Below are 22,983 nucleotides of genomic sequence, written 5' to 3' on the forward strand. Positions count from 1 at the left end.
CCCGCAAACCCAAGACCCGCTACGCCACCGGCTTCGGCGCCCGCCCCATGATCACCCTCCGCAGCCTCCTCACCGACCGCGGCTTCGACACCTTCATCTCCCGCGCCACCGGACTCCCACGGTCGGCCTGATCCCGGATGCCCGGCAACCCGTCGAGGCGAGCGCAGTCGGCTACCCGTATGTACCCCAGAATCCGAGAAACGGAGAACCTCGTGAGCAAGGTCTGGTTCGTCACCGGCTCGTCGCGCGGCCTGGGCCGCGCCTTCGTCGAGGCCGCGCTCGGCCGCGGCGACAGAGTCGCGGCCACGGCTCGCGACCCGAAATCGCTCGGCGATCTGGTCGAGAGGTACGGCGACGCGGTTCTGCCGCTGCCGCTCGACGTGACCGACACGGCTGCCGTCACCGCCGCCGTCTCCGCCGCGCACCGGCACTTCGGCCGCCTGGACGTGGTCGTCAACAACGCCGGCTACGGCCTCTTCGGCATGATCGAGGAGCTGACCGAGGAGCAGCTGCGCGGACAGATGGAGACCAACTTCTTCGGCGCCTTCTGGGTCACGCAGGCGGTCCTGCCGCTGCTGCGTGAACAGGGCTCGGGCCACATCGTCCAGATCTCCAGCGTCAACGGGATCACCGCGTTCCCGTTCGTCGGCGGCTACAACGCCTCCAAGTGGGCGCTGGAGGGGTTCAGCGAGTCCCTCTCCCAGGAAGTGCAGGGAACGGGAATCAAGATCACCCTCGTGGAACCGGGGAGCTTCGACACGGACTGGGCGGACAGCTCCGCCGTACAGGCCGCACCGCATCCCGCCTACGCCGAGTTCCACAAGGCCATCCAGGCCATGCGGGACGCCAGGCAGCCGGCCGATCCCGTCGCCGCCGGCCGGGCCCTGCTGCAGATCGTCGACGCCGAGAACCCGCCGCTGCGGGTCCTTCTCGGCAGCCAGCCCGTCGACATCGTCAGGGGTCTGTACGCGCAGCGTCTGCAGACCTGGGCCGAGTGGGAAGATCTCTCGCGCGCCGCACAGGGCTGAACGACATCGACGCCGCTCGGATCCCGAGCGTGCAGTACCCGACCTCATCCACCCACTGGAGCAGCACATGCGCGTCATCGTCTTCGGGGCGTCCGGCATGGTCGGACAGGGCGTCCTGCGCGCCTGTCTCCTGGAACCGGACGTCACCGAAGTTCTGGCCGTCGTACGTATTCCTCTGAACTCCGAGCACCCAAAGCTTCGCCAGCTCGTGCACACGGACTTCACCGACTACACCGCGATCCAGGGCGAGTTGAAGAACCTCGATGCCTGCTTCTTCTGTCTGGGCGTCACCTCGGTCGGCCGCCGCGAGGAGGAGTACACCCGGATCACGTACGACTACACCCTGGCCGCTGCCCACGCCGTGAGCGCCGGCAGTCCGAACCTGACCTTCGCCTACGTGTCCGGGGTGGGCACCGACAGCACGGAGCGGGGCCGTTCCATGTGGGCTCGGGTGAAGGGCCGTACCGAGAACGCGCTGCTGGCCATGCCGTTCAACGCCTACATGTTCCGGCCCGGCTTCATCCAGCCCCGCAACGGGGCGTCCGCCCGGGTCCCTGTCTACCGTCTGCTGTACCGGCTCACGGGGTGGCTCTATCCCGTGCTGCTTCGGCTGACGCCGAGGCATGTGACCACGACCGAACACCTGGGCCGCGCGATGATCGCGACGGCGCGGCTGCGGGGTCGGGGTCCGGCAGTGCTGTACAGCCCTGAGATCAACCGGCTCGGCGCCGAGGTGAATTGAGGCGCGCAACGGTCGGGAAGATCTCCGACAATCGTCATCTCACCGTCTTTCGAAAGAAAGACCTCAGCTTTGCCGAGCGGACCATGAACCGACAAGCAGTCCACCGATTCATCGGATATGCCGTCCTCTTCGCCATAGGCATTACACTGTATTCCTGGGGAGCCAGAGACCTGGCTCAGGAAAGCAGGACCAGCTCTCCGGACGTCGGCGGAATATCAATCACCACCGTGTTGAACTCCGCCGTCACTGTATTGAACTCCGCTGACCTGTCGGATTAGAGCCAGTGCCGTTACGGGGACCCGATTGATACCCACCTTCTCCTCCGGTTCCGACTCCGAGTCCACCGACCGAGCCTCGTGGCTGACCGCCGCATTCGGCGAGCCGGCGGCGGCCCTGCTGGACGGCTGCTGTGCGGGTCCCCCGGTGAACAGCCTGCGCGACTGGGCGGACTCCGGGGCGATGGCCCTGACCGGCCGACCCGGCGGACCTCCTTTCGCGGCTCCGGGTGCGCCGGCCGGCGTGCTTCGCCTCGCCCTTGAAGCGATCGCAGCCCTGGGCCGGGCGCGTACGGGACAACGGATCCGGTTGCCCGGCACCGAATTGCTCGGCGAGCGCGCGGCCATCGCGGGACTGTCCCGGCGAGGACCATGGTCGCCCGGCGGAGCCTTCCGGATCCTCCCCGCCGCGGACGGCTGGGTGGGCATCTCTCTGGCCCGGCAGGACGACGTCGAACTCGTTCCGGCCCTCATCGAGAACAGCATCGGAACCGATGTCTGGGCCACCCTGGAGCACTGGGCCTCGGGCCGGAGGGCGAGCGACGTCGCCGACCGTGCGCAATTGGTGGGCGTCCCGGCGGCGGCCGTCGCAACGACGCCCCTCCGCCTCCCGGACGAGCAGAGCGCCCACCGCTCCGCATCGACCGGATTCGGCCCCAGCCCAGTGCTGATCCAGCAGGGCGGGCCGCGCAGGCACCGGCGTCGGCGGCCGCTCGTGGTCGACCTCACCTCTCTTTGGGCCGGACCGCTGTGCGCCCGGCTGCTGAGTTTGTCCGGAGCCCACGTCGTCAAGGTCGAGAGCCCGCACCGTCTCGACGGTGCCCGGTTCGGACCGCCGGACTTCTACGACCTCTTGCATGCGGGGCACGCCTCTGTCTCCCTTGATCTCGCCTCACCGACGGGCGTCGCGGCCCTGCGACGGCTCGTGGAATCCGCCGACGCCGTCCTTGAGGCCTCCCGCCCCCGGGCACTGCGCCACCTCGGCATCGACGCCGAGAAGGCGGTCGCCGCGGGCACGGTGTGGACCAGCATCACGGCCTACGGGCGGACCGGACCGTGGGCGAACCGTGTGGGCTTCGGTGACGACGTCGCAGCCGGCGCAGGCCTGATCGTGTGGACGGAGCACGGACCGTTGCCCTGCGGGGACGCCCTCGCCGACCCGCTCGCCGGCGTCCACGCGGCCGCCGCCACGACAGCCGCTCTCGCCGGGGACCGAGGCTGTCTCATCGACGTCTCCATGCGAGATGTCGCCGCCTTCGCCGCTCAGGGACCGGCCGAACCACACGCCGTACGGCAGGGGCCCGACGACCACTGGTGGGTGGAGACCGAGCACGGCGCCTTCCCGGTCCGGCAGCCCCGCGCCCGACGGGCGCCTCGGCGGGCCGCGGAATCCGGCGCAGACACCGAACACGTACTCGCACGGTGGTGCCCGTGAGGCTGCTCATCGCGCGAGCCGAGGTCGAAGGCCGCCTCGTCGACGTCCGTGTGCAGGGGGGACAGGTAGCGGATGTCGCGGAGCGACTGCGGCCGCTGCCGGACGAAGAGGTCGTGGACGCCGGCGGCGGCGCGTTGCTGCCGGGGCTGCACGACCATCATGTGCATCTGCTGGCGATGGCCGCGGCGGAGCGCTCTGTTTTCTGCGGTCCGCCGGCGGTCAGCGACGCGGCCGCTTTGAGTGCAACCCTGCGCAAGGCGGCGAGTGGCCTTCCGGCGGACGGCTGGGTTCGGGGTACCTGGTACAGCGAGTCGGTGGCCGGCCTGTTGGACCGGTTCGCCCTGGACGAGATGGTCCCCGACCACCCCGTACGGCTGCAACACAGGGGCGGGGCGCTGTGGATCCTCAACAGCGCGGGGCTGGCAGTCGTCGCCCACGCTCTGGACGAGACCCTGGACGTCGAACGCGACGCGGCCGGCCGTCCGACCGGCCGTCTGTGGCGCTACGACGACCGCCTGCGCGCCGCGGTCGGTGCTCCACCGCCCGATCTGGCGTCGACGGGCGCCCGGTTGGCGTCGTACGGAATCACCGGGGTAACGGATGCCACCCCGGATCTCGATGAGAAGGGCCTCGCACTGCTGACCAGCGCCGTACGCGACGGACGCCTGCCGCAGTCGGTTCAGCTGCTGGGTGCCGCGACCGGGACCCCGCTCCTCCCGGGCATGTCCGTCGGGCCGCGCAAGATCCTCCTTCGCGACCACGATCTTCCGGGACTCGATCATCTCGCGGACGTGATCGGCCGGACGCACCGGGCCGACCGACCGGTGGCCGTGCACTGCGTGACGCGGGAGTCCCTGTTGCTCACCCTGGCTGCTCTGGAGATCGTGGGCCCCTGTGAGGGCGACCGCTTGGAGCACGCCGCTGTGGTACCGCCGGAGCTGTGCGAAGCGCTGGTCGCCAAGGGGCTGACGGTGGTCACCCAGCCCTCGTTCATCGCCACCCGGGGCGACGACTACTTGACCTCGGTCGATCCCCGGGATGTCGAACACCTCTACCCCTACGCCACGTTGCTGGCACACCGCGTGCCGACAGCGCCTTCGAGCGACGCCCCGTTCGGCGATCCGGACCCTTGGCGCACCATCGCGGCCGCGTCGTCCCGCCGCACCCGATCCGGGACCGTGCTGGGCGCTCGTGAGCAGGTCGACGCCCGGATCGCACTCTCCGGATTCCTCTCACCGCTCCGGTCCCCCGGCGCCGCACCTCGGCGCGTCGTACCGGGCTCGCCCGCCGATCTATGTCTTCTCGGCGAGCCCCTGGAGGCGAGCCTGACCGAGCCGTCCGCCGAACTGGTGGTGCTGGTGCTGCGCAACGGTGAACCTGTTCACCGGCGTTAGTCACGACGCTCGGCCCCTCAGTGCGAGAGCAACCACAGACATGGCGACGGCGATCGCACCCGCTCACGAGAAGTCGGTGACGACCACCCTCAGGGTGTTTCCGTCCTTCAGCGACTCGTATCCCTCGTTGATCTCGCCGAGGCTGATCTGCTGGGAGACCAGGTCGTCGAGGTTCATCCGCCCCTGAAGGTAGAGCGAGGCGTACATCGGGATGTCCCGCTTGAGGTGGGACGAACCCATGTCGACGCCCTGTACGCGTTGGGACCGGGTGAGCACGGCGATCGTCTGCACGTCGATGCCCGCGTCCAGGCCGCCCACACCGATGAGGTAGAGGCCGCCGCCCTTCGCCAGCATCTCCAGTCCCTGCCGGGTGACATGGCGCAGGCCCACGCAGTCGAAGACATGGTCCGCGCCGTGTCCGGTGATCTTCCGGACCTCCGCGACCGGGTCGGTCGTACGGGAGTTGAGCACATGAGTGGCGCCGAAGTCCGCGGCCCGTTCGAGCTTCACGTCCTCGACGTCGATGACGATGACCGACTCCGCGCCGGCCAGCCGCGCACCGCTGACCGCGTTCATGCCGACGCCGCCCGCGCCCATGATCACGACGGACTGCCCCGCCTGGACGTCGGCACTGTTGAGCACGGCGCCCGCGCCGGTGATCACACCGCAGCCCAGCAGCGCCGCGGGAGCCCAGGGCATCGCCTCCGGGATCACGGCGAGCTGGTTCTCGTGGATCAGCGCCTCCTGGGCGAAGCCCGCGAGGCCTCCGAGGCCCAGTGCGACCGGACGGCCCTGCCAGGTGATGCGGGAGGGCTCGTCGGCCGCTCGCTGAGTCCGCTCGGGGTGCAGACAGATGTAGCTCCGCGCGGCGAGGCAGTTGGCGCAGTCCCCGCAGGCGCGTATGAGGCCGGCGACGACATGGTCACCGATCTTCACCTGCCGGGCCTCGGGACCGACCGCGGTGACCACGCCGGCCACCTCGTGGCCGAGCACCACGGGGAAGTCCTGTCCGGCGACCGTGGCGATGGTGAGGTCGGAGTGGCACAGACCGGCCGCCCTGACCTCGATCCTGACCTCGCGACCGACCGGATCGGCGAGTTCGACCTCCTCGACCACGAAACCCTGGCCGAGGCCCTTGGTGACGGATGCCTTCACGATCTTGTTGCCCTTCCGTGTGGTGTGCGAACAGCCGTCTCGGGTCCGCACACCGCGCGGACGTCACGGCCCAGGTCGATCGATGTCGACGACGCTGTGGAACGCGGGTACTACCAGGTGACCGGCAGTTCCTGGACGCCGTACACCATGCTGGACGCCTTGAAGGTGATCTCGTCCAAGGGGGCGGCGAGCTTCAGCTCGGGCATGCGGCGGAAGACCTCCGGCAGCACGATCTGCAACTCGGCGCGGGCCAGCGGCTGCCCGAGGCACTGGTGGATTCCGTAGCCGAAGGCCAGGTGCTGACGGGCGTTGGAGCGGTCCAGGGCGAGCTGGTCGGGGTCGGTGAAGAGCGCGGGGTCACGGTTGACGACGGAGAGAGGAACGATCACGCCTTCTCCGGCACGGATGGTGACGTCACCGATCGTCAGGTCCTCCGTCGCCACGCGGCGCAGTCCGCCGTGCAGTACGGAGATGTAACGGAGGAGTTCCTCCACCGCGTTGGCGAGCTCTTCCGGCGTGCCGAAGAGCCGCGGGATCTGCTCGGGGTTCTCCAGCAGGGTGACGGTGCTGAGCGCGATCATGTTCGCGGTGGTCTCGTGTCCCGCGAACAGCAGGAGCGCGCCGAGGTCCGCGGCCTCCTGCTCGGTGATGTCGCCGGCGTCCACCTGCTCACCGAGCCGGGTGACGACGTCGTCGCCGGGGTTGGCCCGCTTGGCCGCCAGCAGCTCCTTGAGGAACGCGGACAGCCTGGCGTAGGCCTCCGTCACCTGCTCCGCGGTCGCGGTGAGGTCGACGAACGGCTTGGAGTTCTCCTGGAAGAACTCGTGGTGCTCGTAGGGGACGCCCAGCAGTGCGCAGATCACCAGCGAGGGCAGTGGCAGGGCGAAGTGCTCGACGTAGTCGACCGGTCCGCTCTTCTTGGTCAGGTCGTCGAGCAGATCGGTCGTGATCCGCGCCACGGCCGGGCGGAGCGCGTCCATCTTCTTGACCATGAACTCACGGGTCAGGGTACGGCGCATCGCCGTGTGGACGGGCGGGTCGTACATCTGGAAGAAGCCCCGCTCGCGCTGCCTGACGCCCTCGCGGACGGCCGGGAACCCCGCGTGGTTCGGGTTGGTGCTGAGGGAGGGGCTGCCGAGTACCTCGCGGGCTTCCTCCCAGCGGGTCACCAGCCAGGATTCGAGCTTGCCGTTCCACACGGAGACCCGGGTGACGGGCTTCTCGTCCCGGAGCGCGACGAGCAGGGGTGAAGGACCCAGTGGCGCGTCCTTCGGTCGGTCGTAGACGAATGCGGGGGCGGGTGCGGGTGCGGGTGCGGGTTGGGTCATGACAGTCGCTTTCCAAGAGGTCCGAAGAAACGAAATGGGGTGGTGTGATCGTGTGGCGCGCGATCAGGCGGCGGCCGTGGACACGGCGTCCGCCCACTGGGCGCCGACCGCGATGGACTGGCGCCAGGTGTTGATGGCCTTGGGCGGCATGCCGACGCTGAGGGCGCCGCTGAGCCGGTCGCCGGTGCGGTACACGGCCAGGAACGTCCGTTCCGCCAGGTCGCCCTGGACGATGCGTACCTCGTCGTGCCCCCGGAGGTAGCCGAACGCCCGGATCTTCATGTCGTACTGGTCGGACCAGAAGTAGGGAACGGGAGTGAACGGCCGCCCGGCGCCGAGGAGGTTGCGGGCCGCGGTCATGCCCTGCTCGGTCGCGTTGGTGCGGTGCTCGATACGCATACGCGTGTCGAACAGCGGGTTGTGCCAGGAGGCGACGTCGCCGGCACCGTAGACGCCCGTCGCGCCGACCGCTGCGCTGTATTCGTCGCAGACGAGGCCGTTGTCGACGGTGAGTCCGCTGCCCTCCAGCCACTCGGTGTTCGGGTGCGAGCCGATCGCCACGAGCACGTCGTCGGCCTCGACGACGCTGCCGTCGCTCAGCCGTACGCCCTGGGCGGTGACCTCGCTGACGGCCGTGCCGGTGCGCAGGTCCACGCCGTGGTCGAGGTGGGCCCGGGACAGCGCCTGACCGACCGTCTCGCCCACCGCGTGGGCCAGGGGCACGGGCGCGGGCTCCAGCAGGGTGACCCGGGCGCCGAGTCCGCGGGCGACCGCGGCGGCCTCGGCGCCCAGGAACCCGGCACCGACCACGACCAGGTGACGGTCGGGCCCGATGCGGTCCTTGAGGGCCAGGGCGTCGTCGACCGTCCGCAGCACATGGGCGCGTTCACCCGGCAGGTGCCGGGGCCGCACGCCCGTCGCCACGATCAGTCCGTCGAAGCCCGCCTCGGAGCCGTCGGACAGATGCACCGACCGGGCGTGGAGATCGAGCCGGACCGCCCGGCGCCCGTATCGGGTGTCCAGGCCGAGGGCGTCGAGGTCGGCGGAGGTGCGCAGCGCCAGTCGGTCGGAGGTCCAGGCTCCGGAGAGGATCTCCTTGGACAGGGGCGGCCGGTCGTAGGGGGGATGGGGTTCGTCACCGACGAGGGTGATGGTGCCCGCATAGCCCTCGCGGCGCAGGGTCTCGGCGGCCGCGAGCCCGGCCGAGGACGCTCCGACGATGACGATCCGGTCCATGGCCGCGCTCACGACTCGGTCAGCCGGATCGCGGCGGCGGGACAGACCGTGGCCGACTCCCGGACGCTGTCATGGAGTTCGGGCGCCGGGTTGTCGTCGAGCAGGACGACCAGGCCGTCCTCGTCGCGCTGATCGAAGACGTCGGGGGCGAGCAGCACACACTGTCCCGACGCGACGCACTTGGGGACGTCGACTTCCACATGCATGGCACTTCTTCTTTCTCTACTGCTGCCCAGCGGCCCGGGGGGGCGGCCGCTCATGTCTGTCGGCCATCGCGGGGTCTGCCGCGATGGGGCCCTCTTCCACCGGAAGGCCTTCCCTGGCAGACATCCGGTGGAAGAGGGCGGATCGGGGGTGACGGACCGGCTCGGCCTGCTAGCCGACGACGGCCTTCACTTCGAGGTTCTCCTCCAGGCCCGCGACACCCCAGATACGGCCGTTGCCCGACTGCTTGTAGCCGCCGAACGGTGCCGTCAGGTCGAGCTGCGCGCCGTTGAGGAGGACCTGTCCGGCGCGCACGCGCGCGGCCACGTCACGCACCTGCTCCTGGTCCGCGCCGCTGACGTACGCCATCAGTCCGTACGGGCTGTCGTTGGCGATGTCGACGGCCTCGTCGACCGTGTCGTAGGTGATCAGCGACATGACCGGGCCGAAGATCTCCTCGCGCGCGATGGTCATGTCGTTGGTGACGTCGGCGAAGACGGTGGGGCGGGCGAACCAGCCGCCCTTCACGTCCTCCGGCTGCCCCGGACCGCCGGTGGCCAGGGTGGCCCCCTCGTCGATGCCGGCCTGGATGTAGCGCTGCACGGTCTGCCACTGGCGCTCCGAGGACACCGGCCCCATGAACACCTGGGTCTGCGGGTCGCCGACGGTGACCGCCTCCACCGCCGCGGTGATCGCGCCGACGAGCTCGTCCCGGCGGGAACGCGGGATCAGCGTCCGGGTCGGGGCGACACAGGTCTGGCCGGAGTTGCCCATCACGCCCTGGACGGCCGTGGCCACGGCGGTCTGGATGTCGGCGTCGGGCAGGATGATGTGCGCCGACTTGCCGCCCAGTTCCTGCGTGACCCGCTTGACCGTGTCCGCCGCGTCCTTCTGGATCTGGATCCCGACCGCGGTCGAGCCGGTGAACGAGATCATGTCGACGTCGGGGTGCTTGGTGAGCGCGCTGCCGGCCACCGAGCCCTTGCCGACGACCATGTTGAACGCGCCCTGCGGGACCCCGGCCGCGTCCAGGATCTCGGCGAAGACCTGGGCACTGTACGGCGCGATCTCCGCGGGCTTCAGTACCGTCGTGCAACCGGCCGCCAGCGCGGGGACGACCTTCTCCGTCATCTGGAGAGCGGGGTAGTTCCACGGCGGGATCAGTCCGCAGACCCCGATCGGCTCCTTGCGCACGGTGTAGCCGCCCCGCCGCTCCTCGAAGGCGTACTCGGGCAGGATCTCCACCAGTTCCCGGATCGACCCGACGGCGGCGTCCGCCGAGAGCCGGGCCAGGAACAGGGGTGTGCCGATGTCCGCCGTCACGGCCGCCGCCATGTCGTCCGCGCGACGCTCGTACTCCGCGGCGATCTTCTGGAGCAGCTCCACCCGCTCCGCCACGCTCAGCTGCGAGTACGAGACGAACGCGCGGCGGGCCGCCGCGACGGCCGAGTCGACGTCCGCCTCGGTCCCGAGCGCGAGCCTGCCGGTCGTCTCCCCGGTCGCCGGGTTGACGATGTCCGCGGTCGTGCTGTCGGCCGGCTCGGCCCAGGCACCGTCGATGTAGTGCCGCAGCACATCACTCACCTTGATCACTTCTTTCGCTTGTCCGGATCGGTACGGAAAATCGGTCAGAGACGGGTGAGGACGGACTTGGTCTCCAGGAAGGCGTCGAGGCCCTCCTCGCCGAGCTCCCGTCCCCAGCCGGACTGCTTGTATCCCCCGGTGGGCATCGCCACGTCGGGAATCGGATGGACGTTGATGCCGACCCGGCCCGCCCGCAGTCGCGCCGCGACCCGGTGGGCCCGGGACACGTCGCGCGACCAGACGCTGCCGGCCAGGCCGTAGGTGGTGTCGTTGGCCAGGCGGACGGCCTCGTCCTCGTCCGTGAAGGGGAGGACGGCGACCACGGGGCCGAAGATCTCCTCGCGGACGAGACGCATCTCGGGCGTGGCCCGTGCCACGACCGTCGGCGGGAAGAAGAACCCGTCTCCGGGAAGCGGCTCTCCCCCGGTGACGACCTCGGCCCCCTGCTCGATGCCACTGCGTACGTAGCCCGCGACCCGCTCCCGGTGGCGCTCCGAGATGAGCGGCCCCAGCTGGCTCGACGGGTCGGTCCCGTACCCCAGTCGCAGCGACTCGGCGGCCTTCTTGAGTCCGTCGACCATCTGGTCGTACAGCCCCTCGTGGACCAGGAGCCGGGAGCCGGCCGTGCAGACCTGGCCGGAGTTGCGGAAGATGGCGTCCGCCGCACCGGGGATCGCCTCGGTGAGGTTCGCGTCGTCGAGGACGACGACCGGGGACTTCCCGCCGAGTTCGAGGCTGACCTTCTTCAGGTTGCCGGCGGCGGCGTGCACGATGGCCCGTCCGACCTCGGTGGACCCGGTGAAGGAGATCTTGTCGACGTCCGGGTGGGCGGCGAGCGCGGCGCCGGTCTCCCTGCCGATGCCGGTGACGACGTTGACGACCCCGTCGGGGACGCCGGCCTCCTGGCAGATCTCGGCCAGCCGCAGTGCCGAAAGCGGCGTCTCGTCGGCCGGCTTGAGCACGACGGTGCAGCCGGCGGCGAGGGCCGGGGCGAGCTTCCACGAGGCGAGGGACAGCGGCGCGTTCCACGGCACGATCAGGGCGGCCACACCGATGGGCTCGCGCCGGGTGTACGCGTGGAAGCGCAGCCCGTAGGAGTTGAGGTCCGTGGCCTTGCCGCCGATACGCTGAACCGCCCCGGCGTAGTAGCGGAAGGTCTTCGCCGCCACGTTGACCTGCCCGCCCCGGGCCGCCATCACGGGCGCGCCCTGGTTACGGCTCTCCAGGGCGGCCAGTTCCTCCCCGGCGCCCTCGATGAGATCCGCGATGCGCCACAGCAGCCTGGCCCGCTCCTCGGCGGGCAGGCCGGCCCAGCTGCCCTCGTCGAAGGCCGAACGCGCGACGGCCACCGCGTGGTCCACGTCGGCGGAGCGGGCGTCGGGCACCCTCGCGAACGCCTTGCCCGTCCCGGGGTCGACGACGTCGAGCCAGCCGCCCTCCTTGGCCTCGACATGCCGGCCGTCGATCAGCATGGGCCAGTCGCGGGGTGCGGTGCCCTCGTCCTTGGTCACCGGAAGTGTCATGGTCCGTCTCCTGTCGGTCTCGTCCGTACCGGCCGGGCTACTGCCCGACTCCGAGGACGCCGGGCAGCAGTTCCCCGAGCTCCTCCGGGGTCCAGCGGCCGTCCTTGCGGAGGTAGGTGTTGCTGCCGCCATGGACGGCCAGCGGCTGGGCGAAGGCGCAGATGTCGCCGCCGGAGGCGTAGAAGAAGCGGGCGGTGATGTCCTTGGCGTCGTCGCCGGCCAGGTAGGTGACGATGGGCGCGATGTCCTCGGGGTCGAGGCTGCGGCTCGCGGGCATGCCGCCGAAGGTGCGGGCCCTCGGGTCGTCGCCGGGGAACAGCTGCGTTCCGGCGCTGGGCAGGATGCAGTTGGCGGTGATGCCGTGCTTGCCGAGGTCTCCGGCCAGTGCCGTGGTGAGCCCCATGATTCCGGCCTTGGCGGCGGCGTAGGCGGGCTGGGTCATGTAGAAGGCGCCGCGGGAGGCGAAGGTGATGATCCGTCCGCCGTCGCCCTGCTCCACCATGTGCCGGGCGGCCGCCTGGGAGCAGGCGAAGTGGCCCTTGAGGTGGACGGACATGGTGAGGTCCCAGTGGTCCTCGGTGACGTCCAGCGTCGGCACGGGGCCGAAGTTGCCCGCGCACATCACGAGGATGTCGACGCGGCCGAAGCGCTCCACCGCGGCGTCGACGATGGCCGCGCCCCCCGCGAAGGTGGAGACGTCGCCGTAGTTCGCGAGCGCGGTGCCGCCGGCGGCGGTGATCTCGTCCACCGTCCTGTCGGCGGCGGCGCCCTCACTGTCCTTGAAGAAGTCGTTGACGACGACCTGCGCTCCTGCTGCCGCGAGGGCCAGCGAGATGCCGCGGCCGACTCCGCGGCCGCCTCCGGTGACGACGGCGACTTTGCCGTTGAGGGTGCTCATGTTGACGTGCCTTTCGCGGGTGGTGGTGAGAGCGGGCGACCGGCCTGCTGGCCGGGCCCGGTGGTCAGTGTTCGTCGAGGGAGATCGCGCCGGCGTCGGCCAGCTCCGTGATCTCCTGGTCCGAGTAGCCGAGCAGCGCGGACAGCACGTCCCGGGTGTGCTCGCCGAGACGGGGCGCCGGTTGCCGTACGGTGCCCGGGGTGTCCTGGAGTCCGGCGGCGAAGCCGCGCTGCCGGTGAGCGGGGAAACCGCCCGGGGCGGCGTCCTGGAAGAAGCCGAGGGCGCCCAGTTGGGGGGAGTCCAGGACCTCTCCGGCGTCGAGGACCGGGGAGGCCGCTATGCCGGCCTCCTGGAGCCGGGCGGCCAGGTCGTGCTTGTCCCGTCCGGCGGTCGCCGCGGCGATCTGCTTGTCCAGGACGTCGTGCGCGGACTGTCGCCCCGAGGCCGTGCGCAACCGGTCGTCCTCGGCCAGGGCCGGGAGATCCAGCACCCGGCAGAGCTCGGTCCACTGCTCGTCGCCCGGGACCGACAGGGCGAGCCACTGCTCCTCTCCCTGGCAGGGGTACACGCCCTGCGGGGCAGCGACGGGGTCCCGGTTGCCGCGTGGGCGGGCGACCTCGCCCGTGGTGGTGTAGCCGAGAACCGACTCGCCGATGACGCTGGTGACGGACTCCCGCTGGGAGAAGTCGACGTGGATCGCCTCGCCGGTCAGGTCCCGCTGCCGCAGGGCGGCCAGGATGACTCCCGGGGCGAGGAAGGACACCAGCTGGTCCGGGTAGTTGACGTTTGTTCCCGACCAGCGGGGGGTCTGGTCGTCGTAGCCGGTGACGGACATCAGTCCGCCGAGCGCGTCGAGGGTGGAGCCGAAGGAGATGTAGCCGCTCTCCGGTCCGGTCAGACCCTGGCTGGTGAGCGAGACCAGGACGATGTCCGGCTTGACCGCGCGCAGTTCGTCGAAGCCCAGCCCGAGCCGCTCCAGCACCCCGCGCCGGAAGTTCTCGACGACGACGTCGGACACGGACACCAGCCTCAGGAACGCCTCCCGGCCCCGGGCGTGCTTCAGGTCGATGCCGACACCGCGCTTGTTGCGGTTGACCGACTGGAACGGCGGGCTGGCGTTGAGGTCCGCCGGGCCGCTGCTCTTCGCGGCCACCTGGGTCCACTGGCGGAACGGGTCGGTGTACGTCGTCGACTCCACCTTGATGACATCGGCGCCGAAGTCGGCGAGCACCTGCGTCGTGGCCGCCCCGGCCGTGATGATGCCGAGGTCGGCGACCCGGATGTGGTCGAGTGCCAAGGTGTTCATGGCTGTCCTCACTGGCTCGTGGCTGTCGTGGCGGTCACGTGGTGCCGATGGCGCGCTGGGCGCTGATGACCGCGGTGCTGCGCACCCCGTAGTCGAGGGCCTGGTGCCAGGGCAGGTCGGCCGAGGTGCGGTAGCCCTGCTTGCTGTAGTCCAGGGCGGTGGCGTCGAACTGGGCGATGTGTTCGGCCAGTTGCACGGCGGTGGTCAGCAGTTCGGCGGCCGGGACGACCTGGTTGACCAGGCCGAAGCGCAGTGCTGTGGCGGCGTCGACGCGCTTGCCCGTGAAGATGAGCTCCGCGGCGTGCTTGGGCAGGATCCGCTTGGCGGTGGACGGTCCGGCCAGGGCGGGGAAGATGCCGAAGGTGATCTCGGGAGCGCCGAAGGTGGCGGTGTCCGCGGCGACGGCCAGATCGCAGTTGTGGACCAGTGTCAGACCGCCGCCGAGCGCGAAGCCGTTGACCGCGGCGATGAAGACCGCCGGGTGGTCGGTGATGAGGTGCTGGGTGTACAGCCACGAGTCCGGGGCGCTGGCGGGCCGCCGCTGGGTGGGTGCCCCTTCGCGGGTGTCGGCGCCGGAGCAGAAGCTGACGTCTCCCGCTCCGGTGATGACGACGGCCTTGCTGCCCTTGTCGCGGATCTCGTCGAGCGCGTCGCGGAGCTCCGCCTGTGCGGCCCGGCTCAGCGCGTTGCGCTTGTCCGGGCGGTTCAGCGTCACGATCGCGTAGCCGTCGCGGATGTCGGTGAGGATCAGTGAGTCGCCCATGGTGGTGGGGGCCTTTCGTGATGGGTGGGATCAGTGGCCCACAGCAGCGGGGCGCCGGCCGTTGAACCGGAAGGGCAGTCCGGGCGCGGTGTCGATGAACTCCTGCGTCCGGTACTGCGGCGACTCGACGAGATCCCGGGTGTCGGCCACGTAGCCGACCGGGATGTTCAGGGTCTGCGCCGCCTGGTACCACTCGTACTTGGAACGCTGGATGGTGATCTTGGACAGTCGCGCGACGAGTTCCGGCTGTTCGGCCATCCGGCCGCCCTGGGTGGCGAACCGCTCCTCGGACAGCACGGGGTCGAAGGCGAACAGTTCCAGCACGCGCGGCCAGTCCGTCGCCCGGTAGTAGAAGGCGAGGTGGCCGTCGGCGCAGGGCAGTACGACCGGGCCGCTCTCCTTGCCGCGCGGGATGAGACTGCCGCCGGCCTGGTAGTAGACCGGTCCCTTCCACTCCAGGTACGCGACCGTCTCCAGGCCGGAGACCCGCAGCCGCTGCCCCTTGCCGGGGGCGCCCGGGCGGTCGCGGTGTGCGAGGGCGGTCATGACGCCGGTGAAGGCGAGCAGGCCCGTCGAGTAGGCGATCTGATGACCGCCGAGCATCAGCGGCTCGCGGTCGGGGTCGCCCAGCAGCGCGAGCAGCCCGCCCGCGGCCTGCCAGACCAGCTCGCCGCCCTGCCAGTCGGCCTGCGGTCCGCGGTCGCCGAAGTCACCGAACTCGGCGACCACCAGGCGCGTGTTCTCCGTCTCGAACGCCGTCACCGTCTCGGCCCAGTCGAGGAGCAGGGTGTCGCGAACCAGGAGCACGTCGCAGCCGGCGAGCAGTTCGGCGATCTCGCCGTCCGTCTGGTCGGCCCGGCGGATCTCCTTGGCCGCGTCCAGGTAGAGGAAGAGCTGGGTGTCTCCGTAGGGCGTGCCGCCCTGGGCGGAGACGATCCTGGTGACCCGGGCGCCGAGGCCCGCGAAGACCTTCGCGCAGAAACCCGCGGCGACACTGTCTCCAGCCTGTACGACATGGAGGCCGGTCAGCGCGCCCCCGGCGCCGGTCACGACGCCTCCCCCGTCACCGGACGGAACTTCGGCAGCGCGACCTCGTCGGTGACCTGGTCGAAGGCGACCTCCACCGGCATGTCGCAGACCAGGTCCTCCGGCTCCGCGCCGACGATCGACGTCATCATGAACGGGCCCTCCTCCAGCTCGACGAAGGCCACCGCGTAGGGCAGGTCGTCGGCGAAGGCGGGGATGTAGCGCTGGTGCATCACGACCCAGGACCAGACGCGCCCGCGGCCGGACACCGGCTTCCAGGTGATCTCCTGGGAAAGGCACTTCGGGCAGCTCTGGGCCGAGGGGAACCAGACGTGTCCGCATGCGTCGCAGTGCTGGAGGACGAGCCTCCCGTCGAGTGCGCCGAGGAAGAACGCACGGTTGAGGTCATGGACGCGCGGCAGGGGTTTGGCGTACTGCGTGGTCATGGCTGTGGCTCCTGAAGACAGTGGGGAACGAGTGGTCGCGGGTATCTGACGGCGCCGAGAGCGGCGTCACGCGCGCTGGAAGACGTGCGAGTTCACGACCGGAGCCACGCAGATGTACTGGGACGTCTCGCAGTTGGCCACCTGCCGGTCGCCGGCGTCGCCGCGCACCTGGCGGATCGCCTCCACCTGAAGGGCCCAGCCCTGCATGTAGCTCTCGCTGGTGTGGCCGCCGCTGGTGTTGACCGGGGTCTCGCCCTTGAGGCCGATACGCCCGTCCTTGATCCACTGCCAGCCCTCGCCGCGGGGCGCGAAACCGAAGCTCTCCAGCGAGAACAGCACGATGGGCGTGAAGTTGTCGTAGATCTGCACGCAGTCGACGTCCTCGGGGCCGAGACCCGCCTGCGCGTACACCCGGCCGGCCACGTCGCGGGCGGCGGTGTCGAAGAAGTCCGGCTTGGTGTAGTGGCCCGTCAGGTCCGCGGACCCGGCCGTGGCGATGACCCGCACGGCGGGCTTGCGCAGGTTCCTGGCACGGTCCGCGGTGGTCACGATGATCGCGACGCCACCATCGTTGATCATGCAGTAGTCGAACAGCCGAAGCGGATCGCAGATGTACCGCGCGGAGAGGTACTCCTCCTCGGTGAGCGGCTTGGTCATCGCCGCGACCGGGTTGAGCGCCGCGTTCGTCCGGTTGTTGATCGCCAGCGGGGCCAGCGCGCCGTCCGGGGCGCCGTACAGGTGCTGGTAGCGGCGGTACATCATGCCGACGTAGGCGCCCGGCGAGGTCATGCCGTACGCGAGGTCGTACGCACCGGTGTCGTCACCCGGTCCGCGTCCGGCACTCTCACCGCCGTAGGTCATACCGACCGAGCGGCCGTTGTTCCCGTACACGCAGGCGACAGTGGTGGCGAGCCCGGCCTCGACGAGGGTGATGGCGTGCTGGAGCACCACGCCGGCCATCCGGCCCGAGCCCTCGTAGGCGTTGACGACCTTGGGATGCCGGATGCCCGCCAGCGTGCCGAATTTCTCGTAGTTCGGCAGGCGGCAGGTCAGGACTCCGTCGATGTCGTCCTTGGCGAGACCGGCGTCGTCCAGCGCGATCTTCAGGGCGTCGATGCCGAGCTGGTAATCGGACCGGTTGGCGTCCCGGTTGCGGTACTGCGCGCCGAAGTCCGTCGTGCCGACACCGACCACGACCGCTTCCTGCCTGGACACTGTCCTCGCCATCACGGCTCACATCCTCTGAGTTCAACCAAACGGTTGGGTGATATAAACCAGGTCTACCTGGTGATACTGGCTGATGCAAGGGGTAGTAAGGATGAAAAACCACGCACCGGACCACGCGGCCGGGAGGTGACCGCAGAACCGCCGGTCAAACAACCTTTTGTTTGCCGTGTGAACCGACTGCCTAGAATCGACCCACGTCAGGACCCCGAAACCACTCGGGACCGTCCCGGACGCCGACTGAGGAGTTACGCATGGCCCGGCCCAGGAAAGCCCCCCGCCAGCGGTTGCTGGACGCCGCGGTCAAGGAGTTCGCCGCCCACGGTTTCGCGGGGGCGCGCATCGACGCGATCGCCCGCCGGGCCGGCATGAACAAGCAACTCGTCTATCACTACTTCGGCAGCAAGCAGGCGATCTACGAAGCGGTGTTCGAACAGGTCATCGCCGAGAACACCAGCCGGGCCTTCCCGCCGGGCGAGGACCGCAAGTACTCCGAGGTCACCATGGAGGAGCTGCGGATCAACAACTCCCGCGACACGCAGTTGTTCCACCGCCTTCTGATGTTCGAGGCTCTGAGCAGCGAACGCGGCATCCACAAGGAGGCCGAGCGCCGGGCGGTCTACGACAAACTCGTCGAGCGGGTCCGCAAGGCTCAGGACCAGGGTGAGATCGACCCGGCCGTCGACCCCGCACTGTTCTATCTGGCGGCTCTCTCCCTCCAGATCGTGCCCGCGATGCTGCCGAAGGTGGTCCGTCTGGCGACCGGCCGGGACCCCGAGAGCGAGGAGTTCCTCAGTGAGTGGGGCGAACTCGTCGCTCAGTTCGTGGCCCGCTTCGCGCCTGCCGATTCGCCTGCTCAGTGACCCGGCTGCGGTCCACCGCGACCGCGGGACGCCGTTCTGTCCGCCTCCCGGACGGAACGGGAGCCGTCCCGGCCCCGTCGAGGCGGTGCCGGGACTCACGCTCTGCGGCGGCCTCACGGGGCCGGCCCTCAGTGCATGGCGATCGGGACCTGTGCCTCGCCTTCCGCCCCGGCCACGACTCCCGGGCCTCCGGACTGGCGGCCGACGTTGACGAAGGTCAGGCCGATGGCGGCGGCTGTGACCAGGATGCCGACGGCGATCCAGATCGCGTTGGCGTAGCCGTGGACCATGCCCTGCATCTGGATCAGCTGCTGCTGTGACCGGGTGGCGGCACCCGCGACGTGGTCCTTGATGTACGACGTGGTCGCGGACGCGGCGATCGTGTTCAGCAGAGCCGTACCGACCGCGCCGCCCACCTGCTGCGAGGTGTTGACCATCGCCGAGGCGACACCGGCGTCGCGCGGCTCGACTCCATGGGTGGACAGGGACATGGCCGGCATGAACGCCGTGCCGATGCCGAGGCCGAGCAGCAGCTGGGCCGGCAGCAGCAGCGAGGTGTAGGAAGAGCCGATCTCCAGCCGCGTCAGCAGGAACATCCCGGAGGCGGCGACCAGGTAGCCGGCGCCCATGAGCAACCTGGCGGGCAGCCGGGTCATGAGTCGCGCGCCGATCACGGCGGAGCCGGTGATCATGCCGCCGATCAGTGGCAGGAAGGCGAATCCGGTCCTGACCGGGGTGTAGCCCTTGATGACCTGTAGGTAGTAGGTCAGGAACAGGAACATGCCGAACATCGCGATGATCGCGAGACCGAGCGAGAGGTACACGCCGCCGCGGTTGCGCTCGGTGACCACACGCAGGGGAAGCAGCGGGGCCTTCACCCGCGTCTCGACGACCACGAAGGCCAGCAGCAGCACGGCCGCCGCGACGAAGAGGCCGACCGTCACGGAGTCGCTCCAGCCGTTGGACTCGGCGCGGGTGAAGCCGTAGACCAGCGAGACGAGGCCGGTGGTGGAAAGGATCACGCCCGGAATGTCGAGGGTCGAGCGGTGACTCTCACCCTTGGGCTCATGGACGAAGAGCAGCGCGCCGAACGCGGCGACCACCGCGAACGGGATGTTGACGAAGAACGTCCAGCGCCAGTTCAGGTACTCGGTCAGTACGCCGCCGAGGATCAGGCCGACGGCGCCGCCGGCGCCGGAGATCGCGCCGTAGATGCCGAACGCCCTGGCGCGTTCCCTGGCGTCCGTGAACATCACTGCCAGCAAGGAGAGCGCGGCCGGTGCGAGCAGCGCACCGAAGGCGCCCTGCAGGGCCCGGGCGGCGAACATCATGGTCTCGTCGGTGGCGGCGCCGCCGAGCGCGGAGGCCGCCCCGAAGCCCAGCAGGCCGGTGATGAAGGAGCGCTTACGGCCCCACATGTCGGCGATCCGGCCGCCGAAGAGCAGCAGGCCGCCGAAGGCCAGGGCGTACGCCGTGACCACCCACTGGCGGTTGCCGTCGGAGATGCCCAGGTCCTGCTGGGCGGAGGGGAGGGCGATGTTCACGATCGTCGCGTCGAGCACGACCATCAGCTGGGCCATGGAAATGAAGACGAGCGCCGTCCAGCGGTTCGCTCCGGCGGCGCCCGGAGCCTTGTGGGCTGCCTGGGACATGGGGGGTACCCCTTCCGGATTCATGTGGTTGTGGCACGTCGTCGGTGACGGCCTGGAAGTCTGGGGTCCACCGGCGGGACGAAGAGGCCGGCAGGACGGTCGGGGGACAGTGCTTCCGCGGGCCCGGCGGCGGGGACATCGGGGATGTCCGGCCGCCGGGCCCGGGAGCGCCGATCCCGTCCCCACAGATTCGGCGCGACGGGGCCGCTGCCGCTCGACGCAGCCCCGGTCCTGGGAAGTGCGGGCCCGGGAGGTGTTCGGGCACGCTCCTCATCGGTTCCAGTGATCGCCGGCGTGTGCAGGCCCGGTGCCGGCCCGCGCATTCACCGAATTGGTTCGGCTGAGACGGTTCAGCCCGAGGGCGGCGAGGGACGGCCGGTTGTGCGAGCCGGCTGTCCAGGCCGTCGACTCAGCTCAGCGTGGCCAGGGCGGCGGGTTCGAACGGGGTCAGTTCGTCGTAGCGCCCCTGGAGGACCTTCGCCGCCCACTCCGGGTCCTGCAGCAGGGACCGGCCGACCGCCACCAGGTCGAACTCCTCGGCCTCCAGGCGGTCCAGGAGGTCGTCGATGCCTCGGAGCTCGGCGCCCTTGCCGTGGAACAGGGTGTCGACGAAGTCGGTGCCGCCGCCCAGGCCCACAGAGCCGACCGTGACGGTGGGCTTGCCGGTGAGCTTCTTCGCCCAGCCCGCCAGGTTGAGACCGGAGTCGTCGAACTCCGGCACCCAGTAGCGGCGCGTGGAGGCGTGGAAGGAGTCCACTCCGGCCGCGGCGAGCGGGGTGAGGATCGCTTCCAGTTCCTGGGGATTCTCGGCGAGGCGGGCGTCGTAGACGCCGTTCTTCCACTGCGAGAAGCGGAACTGTACGGGGAACTGCGGCGAGACCGAGTCCCGGATGGCGGCGACGACCTCCGCCGCGAACTTCGTACGGGCCGTCAGGTCGCCGCCGTACACGTCCGTGCGCCGGTTGGTACGGGCCCACAGGAACTCGTCGATCAGATAGCCGTGAGCGCCATGGACCTCCACACCGTCGAAGCCGATCCGCTCCGCCGCCGCGGCCGCTTCGGCATACGACGCTATGACGTCGTCCACGTCCCGCAGCGTCATGGCCTTGCCGACGCCTTCCGTACCGTCGAGGCCGATGGCCGACGGGCTGATGGTCGGCGCGTCGGCGTTCAACGTACCGCCGGGGGGACGCTGCACGCCGACGTGCATGAGCTGCGGCATGATCCTGCCGCCCGCCGCGTGCACCGCGTCGGCGACCGCCTTCCAGCCCGCGAGCTGCTCCTCACCGTGGAACAGCGGGATGGTGTCGACCCCGCCCGCGGACTCGTGACCGAGGAACGTGCCTTCGGTGACGAGCAGGCCCACGCCCGCGGCGGCGCGGCGCGCGTAGTACGACGCGACGTTCTCGCCCGGTATGCCGCCAGGCGAGTGCATCCGGGTCATGGGCGACATCACGATGCGGTTCGACAGGGTGAGGCCGTTGATCGTGACGGGTCGGGAGAAGATCTCCGCCACGCGTTGCGGCGGGCTGGTGATGGTCATGAGAGCTCCTTGCTCAACAACGAATCGGTAGACGCGTGCGGGCTGGTTCGACTCGGGGCGCCGGCCGGGCGCCCGAGGTCGTGGGAGGGAGGCTCAGGCGGCCCCTCCGGTCAGGCGGCCTTCCCGCCCTGGGCCCGCTCGGACAGGTCGGCCCAGTCGGCCCAGGTCTTCAGGCGGTCGGCGTAGATGTGCGGGAGGTACTGGTTGCCCACGGTCCCGAAGAAGACCCGCAGCGGCGGGTTCTCCGCGTCGACGACCTCCAGCAGTGCGCGGCCGGCGGCGACGGGGTCACCCGCCTCCGACTCCGCCATGAGCTTCGCGAGGTGCTCGCGCACCGGTGCGTAGTCGGGCAGCGCCTCGGCGCGCACCGCGGACGAGCCGATCCAGTCGGTCTCGAAGGCGCCGGGCTCGACCAGCGTGACCTTGATGCCGAGACCGGCCACCTCCTGCGCGAGGGATTCGGTCAGCCCCTCCAGCGCCCACTTGGAGGCGTGGTAGCCGCCCAGCAGGGGCCCGGCCGCGACGCCGCCGATGGAGGAGATCTGGACGATGTGGCCGGAGCCCTGTGCACGCAGGTGAGGAAGCGCGGCCTGGGTGACCCACACGGCGCCGAAGACGTTGGTCTCCATCTGTCCGCGCAGCTGCTCCTCGCTCAGTTCCTCGATGGCCCCGAAGAGGCCGTAGCCGGCGTTGTTGACGACCACGTCGAGGCGGCCGAAGTGCTTGTGGGCCCGGTCGACGCTCGCGAACACCGCGGCCTTGTCCGTCACGTCGAGCTCCAGCGGCAGCACCGCGTCGCCGTGGGCGGTGACGAGCTCCTCCAGCGCGCCGAGGTTACGAGCCGTCGCGGCGACCTTGTCGCCGCGGGACAGGGCGGCCTCGGTGAACTGACGGCCGAAGCCCCGGCCGGCACCGGTGACGAACCAGGTCTTGCTCATGATGTGCTCCAAGTCTTGAACTGGCATGGATAAAGGGCACGTTGGCCCGCAAGTGCAGGAGACGGGTGTGATCGCGGTGTCGGGTCTCGGCAGGATGGGCGAGACATCGGCCGACGGCGCGGGAGGAACGGCCCAGACAGCGACATGGGCCGGAGGCAGCGAGGCGACCTCGCTGGTCCTCTCGGGGACCACGGAGACCGTGCCCCCGAGAGTCGGGATGAGGGTGACCGCGGATCAAGGGCGGCCGTGGCGCACTGGACGGTGCGCCTGCCAGGCAGGCGTACCAGGTCGTTCAGTTGCGTGGGAGTCCGGTGGCGCGGGAGATGAAGGTGTCGAAGCCGCGGTCGGTGAGGATGCTGCGGAGGGTGATCATGGGGCGGGCGCCGAAGCCGGTGGCGTAGCGGGTCTTGGGTTTGCGGG

General features: G+C 70.1%; 20 protein-coding genes. 5 read left to right on the forward strand and 15 right to left on the reverse strand.

The features are described from left to right. The first annotated feature begins 212 nt into the window (after window positions 1-212). The 4 genes from IEZ11_RS48700 to IEZ11_RS48715 all read left to right on the forward strand — a co-directional run bounded on the left by IEZ11_RS48700 (window position 213) and on the right by IEZ11_RS48715 (window position 4,874). Entirely contained in the window at window positions 213-1,028 is an 816-nt protein-coding gene (locus IEZ11_RS48700; RefSeq protein WP_229713953.1) for an SDR family oxidoreductase, read from the forward strand. Window positions 1,029-1,095: 67 nt separating this feature from the next. Further along, window positions 1,096-1,770 carry an NAD-dependent epimerase/dehydratase family protein gene (locus tag IEZ11_RS48705; protein WP_189269555.1) on the forward strand — a complete coding sequence of 225 codons (675 nt, stop codon included), beginning with the start codon at window positions 1,096-1,098 and terminating at the stop codon, window positions 1,768-1,770. A gap of 303 nt (window positions 1,771-2,073) precedes the next feature. Beyond that, entirely contained in the window at window positions 2,074-3,480 is a 1,407-nt protein-coding gene (locus IEZ11_RS48710; RefSeq protein WP_229713954.1) for a CoA transferase, read from the forward strand. Continuing rightward, window positions 3,477-4,874 carry an amidohydrolase family protein gene (locus IEZ11_RS48715; protein WP_189269556.1) on the forward strand — a complete coding sequence of 466 codons (1,398 nt, stop codon included), beginning with the start codon at window positions 3,477-3,479 and terminating at the stop codon, window positions 4,872-4,874. Before IEZ11_RS48710 ends, IEZ11_RS48715 begins: the two co-directional genes overlap by 4 nt. A 63-nt stretch (window positions 4,875-4,937) precedes the next feature. Here IEZ11_RS48715 and IEZ11_RS48720 read toward each other — a convergent pair whose 3' ends face one another. The 12 genes from IEZ11_RS48720 to IEZ11_RS48775 form a co-directional block, all read right to left on the reverse strand. Next, window positions 4,938-6,029, reverse strand: coding sequence for a zinc-binding dehydrogenase (locus IEZ11_RS48720; RefSeq protein ID WP_189269557.1), 1,092 nt, complete (start codon window positions 6,027-6,029; stop codon window positions 4,938-4,940). Between the two features lie 110 nt (window positions 6,030-6,139). Beyond that, window positions 6,140-7,357 (reverse strand): cytochrome P450, encoded by a 1,218-nt coding sequence (locus tag IEZ11_RS48725; RefSeq protein ID WP_189269558.1) that lies wholly within the window; start codon window positions 7,355-7,357, stop codon window positions 6,140-6,142. Between the two features lie 63 nt (window positions 7,358-7,420). Further along, window positions 7,421-8,593, reverse strand: coding sequence for an NAD(P)/FAD-dependent oxidoreductase (locus IEZ11_RS48730; protein ID WP_189269559.1), 1,173 nt, complete (start codon window positions 8,591-8,593; stop codon window positions 7,421-7,423). Between the two features lie 8 nt (window positions 8,594-8,601). Next, entirely contained in the window at window positions 8,602-8,799 is a 198-nt protein-coding gene (locus IEZ11_RS48735; protein WP_189269560.1) for a ferredoxin, read from the reverse strand. Between the two features lie 169 nt (window positions 8,800-8,968). Further along, a complete protein-coding gene (locus tag IEZ11_RS48740) occupies window positions 8,969-10,381 on the reverse strand; it encodes an aldehyde dehydrogenase family protein (protein WP_189269561.1) in 1,413 nt (470 codons plus the stop codon). 44 nt (window positions 10,382-10,425) lie between these two features. Beyond that, a complete protein-coding gene (locus IEZ11_RS48745; RefSeq protein ID WP_189269562.1) occupies window positions 10,426-11,904 on the reverse strand; it encodes an aldehyde dehydrogenase family protein in 1,479 nt (492 codons plus the stop codon). Between the two features lie 37 nt (window positions 11,905-11,941). Continuing rightward, complete coding sequence (locus IEZ11_RS48750) at window positions 11,942-12,802, reverse strand: SDR family NAD(P)-dependent oxidoreductase (RefSeq protein WP_189269563.1); 861 nt, start codon at window positions 12,800-12,802, stop codon at window positions 11,942-11,944. Window positions 12,803-12,866: 64 nt separating this feature from the next. Further along, window positions 12,867-14,108, reverse strand: a complete 1,242-nt coding sequence (locus tag IEZ11_RS48755) for a CaiB/BaiF CoA transferase family protein (RefSeq protein ID WP_189269564.1) — start codon at window positions 14,106-14,108, stop codon at window positions 12,867-12,869. Between the two features lie 34 nt (window positions 14,109-14,142). Continuing rightward, a complete protein-coding gene (locus IEZ11_RS48760) occupies window positions 14,143-14,871 on the reverse strand; it encodes an enoyl-CoA hydratase/isomerase family protein (protein WP_189269565.1) in 729 nt (242 codons plus the stop codon). Window positions 14,872-14,901: 30 nt separating this feature from the next. Beyond that, on the reverse strand, window positions 14,902-15,921 hold the full coding sequence (locus tag IEZ11_RS48765; RefSeq protein ID WP_189269566.1) for a CoA transferase: 1,020 nt from the start codon (window positions 15,919-15,921) through the stop codon (window positions 14,902-14,904). Next, window positions 15,918-16,343 (reverse strand): Zn-ribbon domain-containing OB-fold protein, encoded by a 426-nt coding sequence (locus tag IEZ11_RS48770; protein WP_189269567.1) that lies wholly within the window; start codon window positions 16,341-16,343, stop codon window positions 15,918-15,920. The genes IEZ11_RS48765 and IEZ11_RS48770 overlap by 4 nt, the downstream gene beginning before the upstream one ends. A 66-nt stretch (window positions 16,344-16,409) precedes the next feature. Further along, window positions 16,410-17,570, reverse strand: a complete 1,161-nt coding sequence (locus IEZ11_RS48775; RefSeq protein ID WP_189269568.1) for a thiolase family protein — start codon at window positions 17,568-17,570, stop codon at window positions 16,410-16,412. Window positions 17,571-17,821: 251 nt separating this feature from the next. Between IEZ11_RS48775 and IEZ11_RS48780 the strand changes: the two genes are divergently transcribed. Next, window positions 17,822-18,430: a TetR/AcrR family transcriptional regulator gene (locus IEZ11_RS48780; RefSeq protein ID WP_189269569.1), complete on the forward strand. Its 609-nt coding sequence runs from the start codon at window positions 17,822-17,824 to the stop codon at window positions 18,428-18,430. Window positions 18,431-18,558: 128 nt separating this feature from the next. Here IEZ11_RS48780 and IEZ11_RS48785 read toward each other — a convergent pair whose 3' ends face one another. The 3 genes from IEZ11_RS48785 to IEZ11_RS48795 all read right to left on the reverse strand — a co-directional run bounded on the left by IEZ11_RS48785 (window position 18,559) and on the right by IEZ11_RS48795 (window position 22,563). Then, complete coding sequence (locus IEZ11_RS48785) at window positions 18,559-20,082, reverse strand: MFS transporter (protein WP_189269570.1); 1,524 nt, start codon at window positions 20,080-20,082, stop codon at window positions 18,559-18,561. 409 nt (window positions 20,083-20,491) lie between these two features. After that, complete coding sequence (locus IEZ11_RS48790) at window positions 20,492-21,625, reverse strand: NADH:flavin oxidoreductase (protein ID WP_189269571.1); 1,134 nt, start codon at window positions 21,623-21,625, stop codon at window positions 20,492-20,494. A gap of 110 nt (window positions 21,626-21,735) precedes the next feature. Next, on the reverse strand, window positions 21,736-22,563 hold the full coding sequence (locus tag IEZ11_RS48795; protein ID WP_189269572.1) for an SDR family oxidoreductase: 828 nt from the start codon (window positions 22,561-22,563) through the stop codon (window positions 21,736-21,738). Between the last annotated feature and the right edge of the window lie 420 nt (window positions 22,564-22,983).

Source organism: Streptomyces fuscichromogenes, from assembly GCF_014645815.1.
Classification (GTDB): Bacteria; Actinomycetota; Actinomycetes; order Streptomycetales; family Streptomycetaceae; genus Streptomyces; species Streptomyces fuscichromogenes.

What these genes read in the sequence shown, in the direction of transcription:
- IEZ11_RS48705 (WP_189269555.1), top strand. Translation starts at nt 1,096, where the DNA reads ATGCGCGTCATCGTCTTCGGGGCGTCCGGCATGGTCGGACAGGGCGTC.
- IEZ11_RS48725 (WP_189269558.1), bottom strand. Translation starts at nt 7,357, where the DNA reads ATGACCCAACCCGCACCCGCACCCGCACCCGCCCCCGCATTCGTCTAC.
- IEZ11_RS48730 (WP_189269559.1), bottom strand. Translation starts at nt 8,593, where the DNA reads ATGGACCGGATCGTCATCGTCGGAGCGTCCTCGGCCGGGCTCGCGGCC.
- IEZ11_RS48735 (WP_189269560.1), bottom strand. Translation starts at nt 8,799, where the DNA reads ATGCATGTGGAAGTCGACGTCCCCAAGTGCGTCGCGTCGGGACAGTGT.
- IEZ11_RS48745 (WP_189269562.1), bottom strand. Translation starts at nt 11,904, where the DNA reads ATGACACTTCCGGTGACCAAGGACGAGGGCACCGCACCCCGCGACTGG.
- IEZ11_RS48750 (WP_189269563.1), bottom strand. Translation starts at nt 12,802, where the DNA reads ATGAGCACCCTCAACGGCAAAGTCGCCGTCGTCACCGGAGGCGGCCGC.
- IEZ11_RS48755 (WP_189269564.1), bottom strand. Translation starts at nt 14,108, where the DNA reads ATGAACACCTTGGCACTCGACCACATCCGGGTCGCCGACCTCGGCATC.
- IEZ11_RS48760 (WP_189269565.1), bottom strand. Translation starts at nt 14,871, where the DNA reads ATGGGCGACTCACTGATCCTCACCGACATCCGCGACGGCTACGCGATC.
- IEZ11_RS48770 (WP_189269567.1), bottom strand. Translation starts at nt 16,343, where the DNA reads ATGACCACGCAGTACGCCAAACCCCTGCCGCGCGTCCATGACCTCAAC.
- IEZ11_RS48775 (WP_189269568.1), bottom strand. Translation starts at nt 17,570, where the DNA reads ATGGCGAGGACAGTGTCCAGGCAGGAAGCGGTCGTGGTCGGTGTCGGC.
- IEZ11_RS48780 (WP_189269569.1), top strand. Translation starts at nt 17,822, where the DNA reads ATGGCCCGGCCCAGGAAAGCCCCCCGCCAGCGGTTGCTGGACGCCGCG.
- IEZ11_RS48785 (WP_189269570.1), bottom strand. Translation starts at nt 20,082, where the DNA reads ATGTCCCAGGCAGCCCACAAGGCTCCGGGCGCCGCCGGAGCGAACCGC.
- IEZ11_RS48790 (WP_189269571.1), bottom strand. Translation starts at nt 21,625, where the DNA reads ATGACCATCACCAGCCCGCCGCAACGCGTGGCGGAGATCTTCTCCCGA.
- IEZ11_RS48795 (WP_189269572.1), bottom strand. Translation starts at nt 22,563, where the DNA reads ATGAGCAAGACCTGGTTCGTCACCGGTGCCGGCCGGGGCTTCGGCCGT.